10 protein-coding genes and 3 pseudogenes are annotated in these 13,573 nt (G+C 67.8%); 5 read left to right on the forward strand and 8 right to left on the reverse strand.

Annotation, left to right across the window (positions count from 1 at the left end):
* The 3 genes from FXN61_RS39185 to FXN61_RS56695 all read right to left on the reverse strand — a co-directional run.
* Positions 1-258, reverse strand: a 258-nt coding sequence (locus FXN61_RS39185; protein WP_376770798.1) for a hypothetical protein, incomplete at its 3' end; no start/stop codon positions are given.
* A complete protein-coding gene (locus tag FXN61_RS53440; protein ID WP_246292625.1) occupies positions 207-683 on the reverse strand; it encodes a discoidin domain-containing protein in 477 nt (158 codons plus the stop codon). The genes FXN61_RS53440 and FXN61_RS39185, both read right to left, overlap by 52 nt.
* Positions 684-1,039: 356 nt before the next feature.
* Entirely contained in the window at positions 1,040-2,179 is a 1,140-nt protein-coding gene (locus FXN61_RS56695) for an alpha/beta hydrolase family protein (RefSeq protein WP_376770799.1), read from the reverse strand.
* 341 nt (positions 2,180-2,520) lie between these two features.
* Between FXN61_RS56695 and FXN61_RS39195 the strand changes: the two genes are divergently transcribed.
* The gene (locus tag FXN61_RS39195; RefSeq protein ID WP_167978965.1) at positions 2,521-3,369 is read left to right on the forward strand and encodes an NAD(P)H-binding protein; all 849 of its coding nucleotides are present in this window, start codon (positions 2,521-2,523) and stop codon (positions 3,367-3,369) included.
* Between the two features lie 1,797 nt (positions 3,370-5,166).
* Here the strand turns inward: FXN61_RS39195 and FXN61_RS56700 are convergent.
* Positions 5,167-5,394: pseudogene (locus tag FXN61_RS56700) on the reverse strand (S8 family serine peptidase); the annotation flags it as partial.
* Positions 5,394-6,275 (reverse strand): annotated as a pseudogene (locus FXN61_RS53455) (S8 family serine peptidase); the annotation flags it as partial. The pseudogenes FXN61_RS53455 and FXN61_RS56700, both read right to left, overlap by 1 nt.
* 273 nt (positions 6,276-6,548) lie before the next feature.
* On the opposite strand from FXN61_RS53455, the gene FXN61_RS39205 reads away from it, so the two are divergent.
* Entirely contained in the window at positions 6,549-7,139 is a 591-nt protein-coding gene (locus tag FXN61_RS39205) for a TetR/AcrR family transcriptional regulator (RefSeq protein ID WP_167978958.1), read from the forward strand.
* Here FXN61_RS39205 and FXN61_RS39210 read toward each other — a convergent pair.
* Positions 7,129-8,370: a cytochrome P450 gene (locus tag FXN61_RS39210; RefSeq protein WP_167978959.1), complete on the reverse strand. Its 1,242-nt coding sequence runs from the start codon at positions 8,368-8,370 to the stop codon at positions 7,129-7,131. The genes FXN61_RS39205 and FXN61_RS39210 overlap by 11 nt on opposite strands.
* Positions 8,371-8,467: 97 nt before the next feature.
* Entirely contained in the window at positions 8,468-8,884 is a 417-nt protein-coding gene (locus tag FXN61_RS39215; RefSeq protein ID WP_167978960.1) for a VOC family protein, read from the reverse strand.
* 584 nt (positions 8,885-9,468) lie between these two features.
* Between FXN61_RS39215 and rox the strand changes: the two are divergent.
* Positions 9,469-10,898: pseudogene (gene rox, locus FXN61_RS39220) on the forward strand (rifampin monooxygenase).
* A gap of 257 nt (positions 10,899-11,155) precedes the next feature.
* Positions 11,156-11,821 (forward strand): GntR family transcriptional regulator, encoded by a 666-nt coding sequence (locus FXN61_RS39225; RefSeq protein ID WP_167978961.1) that lies wholly within the window; start codon positions 11,156-11,158, stop codon positions 11,819-11,821.
* Between the two features lie 4 nt (positions 11,822-11,825).
* On the opposite strand, the gene FXN61_RS39230 is transcribed toward FXN61_RS39225, so the two are convergent.
* Positions 11,826-12,368: a hypothetical protein gene (locus FXN61_RS39230; RefSeq protein ID WP_167978962.1), complete on the reverse strand. Its 543-nt coding sequence runs from the start codon at positions 12,366-12,368 to the stop codon at positions 11,826-11,828.
* Between the two features lie 134 nt (positions 12,369-12,502).
* Between FXN61_RS39230 and FXN61_RS39235 the strand changes: the two genes are divergently transcribed.
* The gene (locus FXN61_RS39235; RefSeq protein WP_167978963.1) at positions 12,503-13,546 is read left to right on the forward strand and encodes an oxygenase MpaB family protein; all 1,044 of its coding nucleotides are present in this window, start codon (positions 12,503-12,505) and stop codon (positions 13,544-13,546) included.
* Positions 13,547-13,573: the final 27 nt, after the last annotated feature.

The raw sequence follows: 13,573 nt of genomic DNA on the forward strand, positions 1-13,573 counted from the left end.
GTCCTCAGCCTTGTAGCCGACCAGACGCGTGAACAGAGCGTCGGTGATCTTGCCGCCGCCTGCCTCGGTCGTGTTGGCCGGGAAGAGCGTGCTCTTGGGGAACTCGTGTCCGCGTGAGGCGACGAGATCGGTGAAGCCGGTGCCGTCCGTGCTGCCCTGGACCGCGAGGGTCTGGGTGCGGGTGCCCCAGTTCGCGGCCGGGAGCTTCAGCAGACCCTGTCGGTTTTCAGCGCGGCGCCGAGATCGGCCTGGATCCATTGCGGGAACGCGTTGTTCGCGCTCTCCCAGTAAGTGCCCTGGTTGCCGTCCCCGGCGTTGCCGGGGGTGTAGTTCTGGTTGGTGCTGCTGGCGCTGTAACTCGCCTGAAGTTTGGCGCTGACGGCGGCCTCGTGGACTTCGAGCCTGGCCGTGGTCTTGGTGGCGCGGACGTGCCGGACCAGCGTCGGGTCGACCTGGAACGTCACCTTGCCGTTCTTGAAGGCATGTGGTCGTTCCGCGACGAGCGTCGACCAGCCTCTGCCGTCGAGACTCGTCTGCACGGCGAAGGTTTCCGTTGCGTTGCGCGGCGCGGTCAGCGTGACCTGGTCGATGCGCGTCTGCCGTTGCAGGTCCAGGCTCACCGGCGCTGCTTGCGCCGCGGGGGAGACGGTGAGCGTGGCCGCGGCGGTGACCAGCGCGACCAAGGGGGCTAGCAGGGAGCGAGCGCGTGTCGTCGTTGACATGGCGTGCTTGGCCCTTCTCGGTGGGGACGCGAGGGGGTGTGGCGCGCCTCACCGTAGAAGTGCCTAGCAGATTATCGCAATATGTCGACGTGATTGCGCAAATTTGCGACAGACCGCTCTGAACAGGAAAGATGCGTGGCGGTTCTGGTATCTGAAGTGTGCTGTGGCATGCGCAGGGCGATCACCAGCGACAGGATGGGCTGGCGCATGGGAGGTTCGTTCCCGAACGTCCTGAAAAAAATTGATTTGATCTCGATGGGCCCGTTTGCACCCGTTTGCCACGTGGTTGCAAGGCTTGCGGAAGACTTGCGCAAGTCTCAGAGCTTCGCGAACAACCTTCTGGCTCGGTTCAGCAGATCCAGCCTGTGCTCACGCTTCCGCAGCGAGTGTCCCTCGCCGGGGTAGATGATGAGTTCGGAGTGTTCTACGGCCCGGTGCAGGAGTTCGGCTTGCTCCACCGGCACGTTGGTGTCGTCAGCGCCGTGCACGATCAACAGCGGTGTGCGGATCCGGTCCGCGTAGGTGATCGGGCTGTGCTCCGGGCTGTCGCCGAGCGCCGCCTCGAACGCACCCCACTCGCCGGTCGCCACCTGCCTCGGCCAGTCGGAGATGCCTGCGCCCACGAGTGCCGCTTTGAACCTGTCCGTCCGCGTTGTCGCCCAGGCGGCCATGAACCCGCCGTGGCTCCAGCCGGCGATGCCGAGCCGGTCGGGGTCGGCGATGTTCTGCGCGATCAACAGGTCGATCCCGGTCTCGATGTCGTGCCACTCCTCCTGGCCGACACGTCCCGCGACGGCGGCCGCGAACTCGTGGCCGTGGCCGAGCCCGCCTCTGGGGTTGGGCAGAAAGCTCGCGATTCCCTGATGCGCGAACCACTGTGCCGACGGCACCCAGTGGAGCTGGAGGTCGTCGGTCCACCGGTCGTACGGGCCGCCGTGGACCAGGGTGACGAGACGGAACGGTCCGTCTTCTCGGGTCTTGCCGACCGGGAGGACCAGGAGCCCGTCGAGGTCGAGTCCGTCGGAGGCCTGGTAGTGGAGGCGTTCCTGGCTGCCCCACGGGATGTCGCCGAGCTGGTGGGCTTGGCCGCCGCGCGGTCGGTGTGCTCCCGTGACGCGGGCGAGCAGACCTGGCCGAGGTGGTGGGCATGGCCATGCTGCGGTCGGTGCGTCTCCGTGGCGCGGTCGAGCAGACCTTGGTCGAAGTGGTGGGCATGGTCGTGCCGCGGCCGCTGCGCTCCCGTGGCGTGGTCGAGCAGACCTTGGTCGAGGCGGTGGAACTCGGTGTCCAGGCCGGTCGCGACCACCATGATCGGCGCGTTGCCGTCGTCCTGGACGAGCTCGATCGGGCAGGCCGGCATGCCCTCGGTGAGGTTGCGGTGGCGCTGGTCGAAGACGGCGTTGCCGCCCTGCAGGTGCGGCGGCGTCAGGGCCAGGTAGACGATCTCGTCGCCCCACCAGACCGGATCACACGCGTCGGCCGGCGTCGCGCCCAGGTCGGTGACCATTCCGTTCTCGACGACGTGGAGCGCGGGGTTGAGCAGTCCCGGGTCGATCTCCGGGGATGACCAGGTGATCACCGCCAGGCGGCCGTCCGGGTGTTTCGCGACGTTGGCGACGTGGCGGCCCGGGATGCGCACCTCGCCCGAGACATCGGGAGTCTTCGCGGGCGGCGGGCAGTGGTCGACCACCATCTCGTCGGTCAGTTCCTGCACCCAGGCCCCCTCGCATGATCAGTGTCATTCTGGCAGTCGTGGACTCAGGCCGTCGAGTTCCTCGCTTGATCTCCAGTTAACTGGATGTTCTACGGTCGCTGCCATGACGGTTCTCGTTGCGGGGCGACCGGGAACGCCGGGCGTCAGGTGGTGAACGAGCTGCTCGCGCTGGGGCAGCGGGTTCGTGCTGTCACCAGGAACGCGGCCGAGTCTCATCTTCCGGCTCAGGTCGAAGTCGTCGAGGGGGACCTGACCAGGCCAGAGACGATCCCGTTCGACGGCGTCACCGCGGTGCACATGCTGACGAACGCCGGTGCGGACTACGCCGAGCTGCTGTCCGGGCCGGACCTGGTGAAGCAGGCGGAGGAGGCAGGGGTCCGGCGGATCACCGTGCTGTGGAGCGGACACCGGAGTGCGATGGAGGAGGCGGTCACGGCCAGCTCGCTGGAGTGGACCGTGTTGCGGCCGGTGGACTTCATGTCCAATGCGCTCGTCTGGGCCGAGTCGGTGCGCGTGAAGGGGGAGGTGCGCGAGCCGTTCGCGTACGCGCGGAGTGCGCTCGTGCACGAGGGCGACATCGGCGCGGTGGCGGCCGCCGTGCTCGTGAGGGGTGGGCACGGCGGCCGCACGTACACGCTGACGGGGCCGGAGTCGCTTTCCGTGCCGGAGCAGGTGGCGGCTTTGAGCGCGGCGGTCGGCAGGGAGATCCGGTACGTCGAGCAGTCCGAGGCTGAGGCGCGTGCGGAGATGCTCGCGGCGGGCCGGCCTGCCGAGGTGGTCGACGTGCTGCTCGGGTGGAAGAGGGACATGCCCGCTGAGGGGTACACGGTCGTGTCGACGGTTGAGGACGTGCTGGGGAGGCCCGCGCGCTCGTTCGCTTTGTGGGCTCGCGAGCACGCGGGCCGGTTCATCAGCGGAGCAGGTACGCGTTGATGATCGTCTGCTCCACGGTCTGGTCTTGGCCGGACGCTTGGCGCGCAAGGAGACCGACTTGGCGTCCCTCGGGTGGGCGAGCAGTACGCGGTTGCTCGTGACGGGGGTGTGGCGCCACGTCGTGCCGCCGTCGTAGGAGACCTCGACGGACGTGATGCGCACCGAGCCCGCCTGCGACTGGGTCGAGACCGGCACCGACAGCATCTGACCCGCTCGCGCGGTGCCGTTGTCGTCCAGCTGCGGGGTGAAGCGGATGACACTCAGCGGCAGCGCGGTCTGCTTGGCCGTCGTGTCGCTGCGGAACGTCCAGACGCCGGACACCTTCGTGCTCAACGGGTTGTCGCGGGTCGCCGTCGTCTCCAGGCGGTAGTCCGCGGCCCCCGGCTCCACGTCGAGCAGGGCCCAGCCCGCCTCGGCCGTCTCGCCCGCCTTGACGTTGTCGCGGTAGAGCGTGGTCTTGGCCTCGATGACCGGGCCGTAGCCCGCGTTGCCCGCGTTGTCGCCGTACAGCGGGACCGTGATCCGGACCATGTCGCCGGTGCGGAACGAGTGCGGGACGTCCCTCGTCTCGGGCAGCGCCGGGCCGAACACCGCGCGGTTGAACGGTTCCACGTACGACCTGCCCGGCCGGTAGTGCCTGAGCGGGCCGGCGAGCGCGCCGATGTTGCCGTTCTCGTTGAACAGGTTGAGCCTGCGCGACCAGTCGCCGCCGTCGCCGCCGTAGTACTCGGTGCGCGGGCCGGGAGCCAGGTTGTCCAGCGAGCCGTAACCCCAGTCGGAGCGACCCTCGGGAGCCGAGGTGTGGCCGATGGTGGCGTTCTGGCCGTCCTTCAGGGCGGGCATGTCGACCTTGACGGTGGCCAGATCCTTCTTCGCGACCGTCTTGTTCAGGCCGTTCGGCGCGGATCCCTTGCGATACCAGGCGAGTCCGTAGAAGTCGGGGCCCGCGTTCCAGAACGTCGCGATCTTGCCGGTGACCTCGTTCGAGTCGGGGCCGAGGCTCGCGACGCCGAGGTGGTCGATCACGCCGCCGACCGAGAAGTTGCCGATGGTGTAGCGGGTGCCGTTGACGACGCGTTCGAAACCGGTCTGCAGCAACGAGAGCTGCGCGGTGACCGGGAGCTTCACCTGGACCGGCTTGGCCTGCCGTGCGTCCAGGTTGATCGTGGTCGCGCCGGCGACCGTCAGGTTCGGGTAGTTGATCGCGTCGTGGGTGTGGGCGCCGTCCGACGACATGACGCTGCCGGAGAGGATGTAGCGGCCCTTGGCGAGACGGGCGACGCCGTTCTCCGGCCACACGCGGGTGCCGGTGTCGACGTTGATCAGGAACGCGAAGGTCGAGCTCGCCTTGACGCCGGAGCGTTCGGTTCCGGTGATCGTGACGTCGTAGCTCTCCACTTCGAGATCAGCGACGACAGCCGTGCGCACGCCGTTCGCGACGACCGCGCCGCCGAAGACGCCGCCGTTGGGCTGCTTGGCGATGTCCGCGGTGACCGTGGCGGTCGCGGTGCCGTTGGCGGGAACGGTGAGCTTCGCGGGGGAGACGCTGAACAGGCTGCCGTTCGTCTCGGTGGTGAGGTCGAGGGTGACAGGCTCGGAACCCGCGTTGGTGTAGGTGATCTCCTTGGTCAGCGCGGGTGTGCCGGTGTGCGGCCATCGGTGGGCGCCGAAGCTGAGGCTGGTCGGGGTCGAGGTCACGTTCTGCTTGACCAGCTTGGCGACGTCGACGCGGCCGGAGCCCTGCTCGAACGGGGTCAGCTTCGCGGTGGGCGTGGTGCTGCCGGTGAGGCGGGCCTTGAGCTGGCGACCGTTGAGGCCGGGGTGCTGCTGACGCAGGAGGGCCGCCGCGCCGGCGACGTGCGGGGTGGCCATCGAGGTGCCGTCGAGCGAGGTGTAGCCCTCGGCGACCGGCGGGCCGATCTTGCCGTCGGAGTGCAGGGCGGCGACGATGCCGACACCCGGCGCGGTGAGGTCGGGCTTGAGCGTGCCGGCCTTGGTCGGGCCGCGGCTGGAGAACTCGGCGATCTGGTTCTGGCGTCGACGGCGCCGACGGTGAGGGCCGCGTCGGCGGTGCCGGGCGAGCCGACGGTGCTGGCGTTCGGGCCGCTGTTGCCGGCGGCGACCACGAACAGCGTGCCCTTCTCGGCGCTGAGGCGGTTGACCGCTTCCTCGAGCGGCTCGATCTCGGGGGTGTCGTAGCCGCCGAGGCTCATGTTGACGATCTGGGCGCCCTGCTCGACGGCCCACTCCATGCCGGCGATGATCCCGCTGTCCTGACCGGAACCGTTGTCGCCCAGCACCTTGACGTCGAGGATGCTCGCGTCCGGCGCGACACCGCGGTACTTGCCGCCGCTCTTCGCACCGGTGCCCGCGATGATCGACGCGACGTGCGTGCCGTGGCCGTAGTGGTCGCCCGCGTCCGGTGAGGTCGTGAAGTTGCGCTCACCGATCTCGCGGTCCTTGAGGTCCGGGTGGGTCTGGTCGACTCCGGTGTCGAGGACGGCGACCGTGGTGCCCTTGCCGGTGAAACCCGCCTCGTAGGCGGCGGGGGCGTTGATCTGGGCGACGCTGCGGTCCAGGTTCGCCCGGCGCTTCGCGTCGAGCCAGATCTTCTTGATGCCGGATGTCGACATGTCGAATGTTGACATGCCGCTTGTTAACATTCCGACAATCGGTGTCCTGGCCGCGTCGAGGGCGACGCCGTTGATGCTCGGGAGCGGCAGGCCCGTGGTTTGGGTGCGGGTGGCGCCTTCGGGGTAGGTGACGATCACGGGCAGGGCGCCGCCGTACGTGGCGAGCTCGGTGACGTCGAAGAGGCGCTCGTCGAGGCGGCCGTCCGCGATCATCGGCATGGCGTCGTGCGGCACCACGTACTCGTGGCCCTGGGCGGTGTAGGTCGTGAACATGACGTGCTCGCGGCCGGGCGCCGGTCTGACCGCTCGCTGGCCGGTGAGCACCTGGTCCCCGGTGATCAGCGTGACGGTCGGTGCCTGTGCTGCTCGCGGGGGCGAGGCATGGGCCTGGCCGGCGGTGAGCAGGGCACCGGTCAGTACGACGACTCCGAGTAGGTGCACCCGGTCCTCCGTAGGTCTGTGAGAGCGTTCTCACAGACCGTATTGAGGTGCTCATATGGGTGGCAAGGTCTACACCAATTTCCGGTACGCCTTAACCTTTCCGCCATGACGGGCCTGCGTGAACGCAAGAAGGCGGCTACCAGGGAGGCGCTGGGTGACGCCGCCTGGAGCCTGTGCGTCGAGCACGGCCTGGACCGGGTGACGGTCGAGCAGATCGCGCGGGCGGCCGGGGTGTCGCTGCGGACGTTCTTCAACTACTTCTCGTCCAAAGAGGAAGCGGTCGTCGCCGGTGACACGACCACGGCCCTGGCGTTCGTGCGGGAGTTCGCCGCGCGGCCTCTGGACGAGCCGGTGCTGGTCGCGCTGCGAGAGGCGTTGCACTCGATCTACCCGCGGTACGTCGACCTCGACCGGCTTCGCCAGCTGCGCGAACTGCGCCGGCACCCGGCGCTGCTGCCGCACGTGATCGCCGCTTACTCCGCCCGTGAGCAGGAGCTGACCGCGGCGATCGCGGTGCGGTGCGGAGTGGACGCTTCGTTGGACCCGTATCCGGCCGTGACGGCGTCGACGATCCTTGCGTCGTTGCGCGCGGTCGTGCAGTGGTGGCTGGACACACCGTCCGCCTCCGAGCGGTACACGGCCGCCGAACTGGTCGGGGGGATGATCGACCAGCTCGGCGCTGGTTTCACCAGGTGACCGGGAGCTTGTGCACGCCGTAGATCGACATGTCGGTCCGCAGCGGCACCTCGTCCGCCGGTACGGCGAGCTTCAGCGTCGGCAGCCTGCGCAGCAGCTCGGTGTAGCCGACGGCCATCTCCACGCGCGCCAGCTGCTGGCCGAGGCACTGGTGGATGCCGTGCCCGAACGCCACGTGGTGCCCGCGCGGCCGGTCGACTCGCAGCGCGTGCGGGTCGTCGTACTGGGTCTCGTCGCGGTTGACAGCGGGCACCGACACCACGACGGTCTCACCGGCGCGGATGGTGGCGCCGCCGATCGTGACGTCCTCCTTGGCGTGCCGCGCGACACCCATGCTGATGATCGACAGGTAGCGCAGCAGCTCCTCGACGGCGTTCTCGACGAGTTCGGGGTGCTCCCGGAGCTTGGCGAACTGGTCCGGGTGTTCGAGCAGCGCGAACGTGCCGAGCCCGAGCATGTTCGCCGTCGTCTCGTGGCCGGCGATGAGCAGCAGGTTCGCGATGCCCGTGAGCTCGTCCTCGTTGAGGTCGGTGTCGCGCACCAACCCGGACAACAGGTCGTCTCCCGGGTTCTTCTGCTTCTCGCGGACGAGCGACTGCATGAACAGTCGCAGATCCGCGTTGACCTTGATCTGCTCCTCGATCGTCGTGGTGAGGCTGAGCAGCTTGGACGTGCGGCGCTGGAACTCGTCGCGGTCGCCGTAGTCGACGCCCAGCAGCTCGCAGATCACCAGCGACGGCACCGGCAGCGCGAAGTCGTGCACGAGATCGGCCGGCGGTCCCTTCTCGATCATCGCGTCGAGCTGGGTGGTGACGATCTCGTGCACGCGTGGCGTCAGGTCCCGCATGCGCCGCACCGTGAACTGCCCCGTCAGCAGCCTGCGGTAACGGGTGTGCTCGGGGGCGTCCATGAAGATGAACGACCCGGCCCGCCGCTCCGGCGGGAACAGCTCGGCATGCAGCTCCGGCGAGATGAGCGCTCGGGCGCGCGGGCTGTTGATCCGGTCCGAGCTCATCTTCGGCTCGGCGAGCACCGCCCGTGCCTCGTCGTGCCCGGTGACGAGCCAGACGGTCTCACCGTTGTGCTCGATCCGGTGAATCTGCCCGCGCCCGCTCAACTCGGTCAGCCCGCTGGCCGGGTCGAACGGGCATCCATCGCGCTTGGTGAGTTCGGCGGGCAGCTGCGGACGGATGAGCTCCTGCGCGCTGCGCTGCCGCTCGGCCGTGGTCATGACCTCTCCCTGTCTGACCTGGCGTGACCAGGCCGTGGCTCGGCGTCACCTCCACGCTACTGAAACTTGCGCGTCGTGCAAGATTTTTGGCTGGCCTTTACGTTGCGAACACCTGCGAGTCGTCCGCGAAGGCCTTGAACTCCAGCGCGTTGCCCGCCGGGTCCAGCAGGAACATCGTCCACTGCTCGCCGCGCTCACCCTTGAACCGCACGTACGGCTCGATGACGAACTTCGTGCCCGCGTCGGTGAGCTTCCCGGCCAGGGCCTGGAACTCGGGGACGGTCAGCACGAGCCCGAAGTGGGGCACCGGCACGTCGTGGCCGTCCACGGGGTTGCTGACTCGCTCCGTCTTCGGCGCCAGGTGGGTGACGAACTGGTGGCCGTGCAGGTTCCAGTCGATCCAGGTGTCGGAGCTGCGGCCCTGCTCCAGGCCGAGCGTCTCGCCGTAGAAGCGGCGGGCGGCGTCGAGGTCGTCAACGGGCATGGCGAGGTGGAAGCGTGGGATGTTCGGCATGTCCAGATGTTAACATTCCGACAATCGCCTCGGTGGTGCGCTTGTTGGCTCGTGTTTCACGGGTAGGTCGTGGCGTTTGCCCAGGCCAGGCGGATGGTGCGGGCTTGTTCGGGCGTCGGGCGTCGGGCGTCGGGCGTCGGGCCGTAAGGCGTCGGGGGATCGGGGGATCGGGTAGGTCGGCATGATGTTGAGCGGCAATCGGTGTGCGGCAGGTTGGTGAGCACCTCGCGGTAGCTGGGGTGGGATTTAGTGGTGTGCCAGCGCGCTCGGTGAAGGCGTTCGGCGACCACGGCCGTCGACCGGCAACGACGCTCGCCCGTCGGACCTGTTCCTGTCGACACGCCGGTCAGCGAAGCGGCCATCGCCAAATTCGCGGTTCGATGAACGCTCTCGAAATCGAATCGGACAAACTCGGCTTTACCTTCAACATATATCGCTTGCGCCAAGACTTGAGGGTGCCGCATGATTGGCGGCCGATGCCAGGACCTGCGGAAATACGGGATCAGTGAGACGCGTGCGCGGTCGCGCCTGACCACGGGGACGCATGTGACTGGGTGGGAAAGAATTGGCAGAATGGGTGGCTCATGTTCGATGTGATCATTGCTGGGTGCGGGCCGACCGGTGCGACGCTGGCCGCCGAACTGCGGCTGCATGATGTTCAGGTACTTGTTCTGGAGAAGGAACCCGAGCCCGTTTCGTCGTTCGTCCGCATAGTGAGTCTGCACATTCGCAGTATCGAGCTGATGGCGATGCGCGGACTGCTGGATCGTTTTCTTGAACGCGGAAGGCAGCGTCCGGTCGGTGGTGTCTTCGCCGCCATCCCGAAACCAGCGCCCGAGGGCCTGGATTCCGCGTACACCTATTTGCTGGGCATCCCGCAGCCGGTCATCGACCGTCTGCTGGAAGCACGTGCGATCGAACTGGGTGCGCAGGTCCGGCGCGGTTGTGCGGTGGCCGGTTTCGAGCAGGACGACGAGGGGGTGACCGTCGAACTGGCCGACGGCGAGCGGCTGCGGTCGCGTTACCTCGTCGGCTGTGACGGCGGGCGCAGCACGGTGCGCAAACTGCTCGGCGTCGGCTTCCCCGGTGAGCCCTCGCGGACCGACACGCTGATGGGCGAGATGGGGGTGGGTGCGCCGCAGGAGGAGATCGCCGCCAAGGTCGCCGAAATCCGCGAGACCAACCACGTGTTCAGTCTCGGGCCCTTCGGTGATGAGGTCTATCGGGTCGTGGTCCCCGCCGAGGGAGTCAGCGAGGATCGCGCGGAACCGCCCACCCTCGAGGATTTCAAGCAGCAGTTGCGCGCCATCGCCGGAACCGATTTCGGCGTGCATTCGCCGCGCTGGTTGTCCCGCTTCGGTGATGCCACGCGGCTGGCCGAGCGGTATCGGGTCGGGCGGGTGCTGCTGGCCGGCGATGCCGCGCACATCCATCCGCCTGCCGGCGGTCAGGGCCTGAACCTGGGCGTTCAGGACGCGTTCAACCTCGGCTGGAAACTGGCCGCACAGATCCGCGGCTGGGCGCCGGAAACATTGCTGGACACCTACGAGACCGAACGTCGTCCGGTCGCCGAGGACGTGCTGAACAACACCCGTGCCCAGGTGTTGCTGGGGTCTGCTGAACCGGGCCCGCGGGCCGTGCGCAGGCTGCTCACCGAACTGATGGACTTCGACGAGGTGAACCGACACCTGATCGAGAAGATCACCGCGATCGGCATCCGCTACGACTTCGGCGCGGGCCCCGACCTGCTCGGCCGCCGCCTGCGCGACATCGACCTGAAACAGGGCCACCTCTACGACCGGCTACATCGGGGCCGCGGCCTGGTGCTCGACCGCACCGAACGGCTGAGCATCGAGGGCTGGTCGGACCGGGTCGACCTCATCGCGGATCCCACTGCGGCACTGGACGTTCCGGCCGTCCTGCTGCGCCCGACGGATACGTCGCCTGGATCGGTGAGCATCAGCAGGACCTGAACGACCACCTCGCCCGCTGGTTCGGCGAGCCCACCAACTGAGCAGTCGAAAGTGAAGGCGAAGACGCCTGTCCCAGGTCGAGATCAGCGCGGCCAGGAGGTGGGAGTGGTCGGTGTTTCCTTGCTGCGGACGGGTGCGCGAGTGCGGGCCGCCCGCGGTGTCGCAGGTGGTGACCTACCGGCTGCCGACCTGCCGACCACGCGCGGGTTCGACCGGCCAGCGTTGCGTCTGCTTCGAACGCTCGTTCGCGAATATGCGAATGTCGGGTTGTTAACATTGCGCTTGTTAACATTGCGACATGAGCAAGAAGGACAAGCCAGTGACCCTGGCGCCTGCCCGTCGGCGTGGGCTGGGCGCCGAGGTCGCGGACATGATCCGGTCGTCGATCTTCACCGGTGCCTTCCAGCCGGGCGACGCGTTGCGCGAGGTTGACCTGTCGAAGGCGTTGGAGGTCAGCCGGGGGCCGGTGCGGGACGCATTGCAGCTCTTGGAGCGCGAGGGAATCGTGCGCAGCGAGTGGCATCGGGGTGCCACCGTGACGGTTCTGTCCGATCAGGACGTGGCGGAGCTGGACAGTCTGCGCGGTGCGCTGGAGCACTTGGCGGTGCGCCGCGTTGTCGAGCAGGCCGGCGACTTCGACCTCATCCCCATCGAGATTGCCGCGAAAGCGATGCAGCGTGCAGAAGACCCGTACGGGATGGTGCGCTGTGACATCGAGTTTCACGACGCCGTGTACCTGGCGGCCAAGCATTCGAGGTTGCTGGAGGCCTGGTACGCGATCCGGTCTCAGGTGTTCCTGTTCCTGATCATGCGCGTGAACACCAGCACGGCCGACTACCTGGACCACGTTCGGCTGGAGCACGACATGCTGGTGGCGGCGTTGAAGGCACGGAACCTCGAGGCTGCCCTGGAGATGTTCGCCGTCCACCGCAAGCACGCGTTCGACCTGCTCACCTCTTCATGAACGCTCACGTGTGGTCGACCACCACGCGGGTGCGTGGACCCATCACGGCGCCCAGTTCCGCGACGAACTCCGGGAACAGCGGCGGCCAGTTGTGGAAGACGACGGCCAGTTCGCCGATGTGGAACGACCAACGGCCCTCCAGGTCGCCGACGAGCGAGGACTGTCCACAAGTGACACACCGCACGGACGGCTCAACGCGTTCGTACAGCCACGGTTCGATCAATGCGTGGTGAGCTGAGTCGCTGATCGCCTCAGCACCGCAACGGGGACACGCGGGTGGTTCGTAGTTCTCCACGGCGTGGTGCACGCGCCGTTCGGCCACGACGTCCACGCCGGTGTGGCCGCCGCCGACCCAGCGGTCGGCCTCGGGGGCGGCGGCAGAGCAACGCGGACCGGCGCGGAACTCGCTCGGCGCCATCAAAGAGCGGTTCTCGTTCACCACGATCACGCCGCGGTCCAGCAGCCACGACGCCACCACGGCAGCGCGACGCTCAGCTTCCTCGGCGGTCAGCGAGATCTCGACCAGCCTGATGGCATGCTCACTCACGACGTCCCCCGGTAGACGGTCCGTGTACTTCATACCCCGGTTGGCACCGCGTACTGGCACGAACGCGTGGATTCGCTGGGCCGAAGAGGTGATCACCACGATCAACCGCCCCGGAACGCCCCTACGCTCGGCCGGTGGACCTGCACGCACTGAAGTTCGAGGGCGATCCCGTCGCCGACGCCGTGATCGCGGACCTGGTCGAAAGCGGCAGCCTTGCCGAGGTCAACCAGGTGCTCGCGGAGTTTCGCGGCAACGACGAGCCGATCCCGGAGAACCTGCCCGGTTCGGTCCGCGAGTACCTGATCGCCACCGACAACCCGCCGGAGTGGATGGACGAGGAGCGCGTCGCTCGTGCGCACGAGTTCTTCATCGACGACGGCGTGCACGTGGCATCGGTGTTGTCGTTCGGCGCGATGGTCAACTGCTATGCGCAGCCGAGGCCGTCGAAGGTCCTCACGGTGACGCATCGGCTCAACCAGCCGCACCGCCGGCTGTCGGAGACGTCGCAGTTCGTGCTGAACATGATGGCGCCCAACGCTTTCGGCACCGGCGGCTCGTTCGTGCCCACGATCCAGAAGACCCGGCTCATCCACGCGGCGGTCCGGTACTTCGTCGGCCGGTCACCGGACTGGGACCACGAGGCGGACGGTGTTCCGGTGTGCCAGCAGGATCTGCTCGGCGCACTGCTGATCTTCTCGGTGCAGGTGATCGACGGCATGCGCCGCATCGGCGTCTCGGTCACCGAGACTGAGGCCGAGGACTACTACCACGTGTGGCGCGTCGCGGGCGCCGTGCTCGGCATCAGGCCGGACGTGATGCCGGAAACGTGGCGGGAGGCGGAAGAACTCAGCGCGAGCATGGTGCGGGCGTCGTACGCGCCTTCGGGCGACGGCATCGAGCTGACCAGGAACCTGGTCGAGCTGTACGAGAAGTTCGTGCCGGGCAAGGCGTTCGACGGCGTCGTGGCCGCGATGGTGCGCCAGGTCGTCGACGCGGAGGTCGCGGACTGGATGGAGGTTCCGCACTCGAAGGGCTGGACGCGAGCGGTGCGGGCCGGTGCGAAGGTCATGGGCGTGTTCGAACGCGGTGAGGACCGCAGCCGTGTCGATTCGCCATCACATGGGGCATTCTCGCCTCATCGGACCAGGTCATCAGCGCTTTTTCACACGAACTCGTGAGAAAGGGTTTTTACGCGTCATCCGCTT

Source organism: Lentzea indica (genome assembly GCF_012184385.1).
Taxonomy (GTDB): domain Bacteria; phylum Actinomycetota; class Actinomycetes; order Mycobacteriales; family Pseudonocardiaceae; genus Lentzea; species Lentzea indica.

Excerpts from the sequence above, each read along its gene's own strand:
- FXN61_RS39195 (WP_167978965.1), top strand. The coding sequence starts at position 2,521 with ATGTTCTACGGTCGCTGCCATGACGGTTCTCGTTGCGGGGCGACCGGG.
- FXN61_RS39205 (WP_167978958.1), top strand. The coding sequence starts at position 6,549 with ATGACGGGCCTGCGTGAACGCAAGAAGGCGGCTACCAGGGAGGCGCTG.
- FXN61_RS39210 (WP_167978959.1), bottom strand. The coding sequence starts at position 8,370 with ATGACCACGGCCGAGCGGCAGCGCAGCGCGCAGGAGCTCATCCGTCCG.
- FXN61_RS39215 (WP_167978960.1), bottom strand. The coding sequence starts at position 8,884 with ATGCCGAACATCCCACGCTTCCACCTCGCCATGCCCGTTGACGACCTC.
- FXN61_RS39225 (WP_167978961.1), top strand. The coding sequence starts at position 11,156 with ATGAGCAAGAAGGACAAGCCAGTGACCCTGGCGCCTGCCCGTCGGCGT.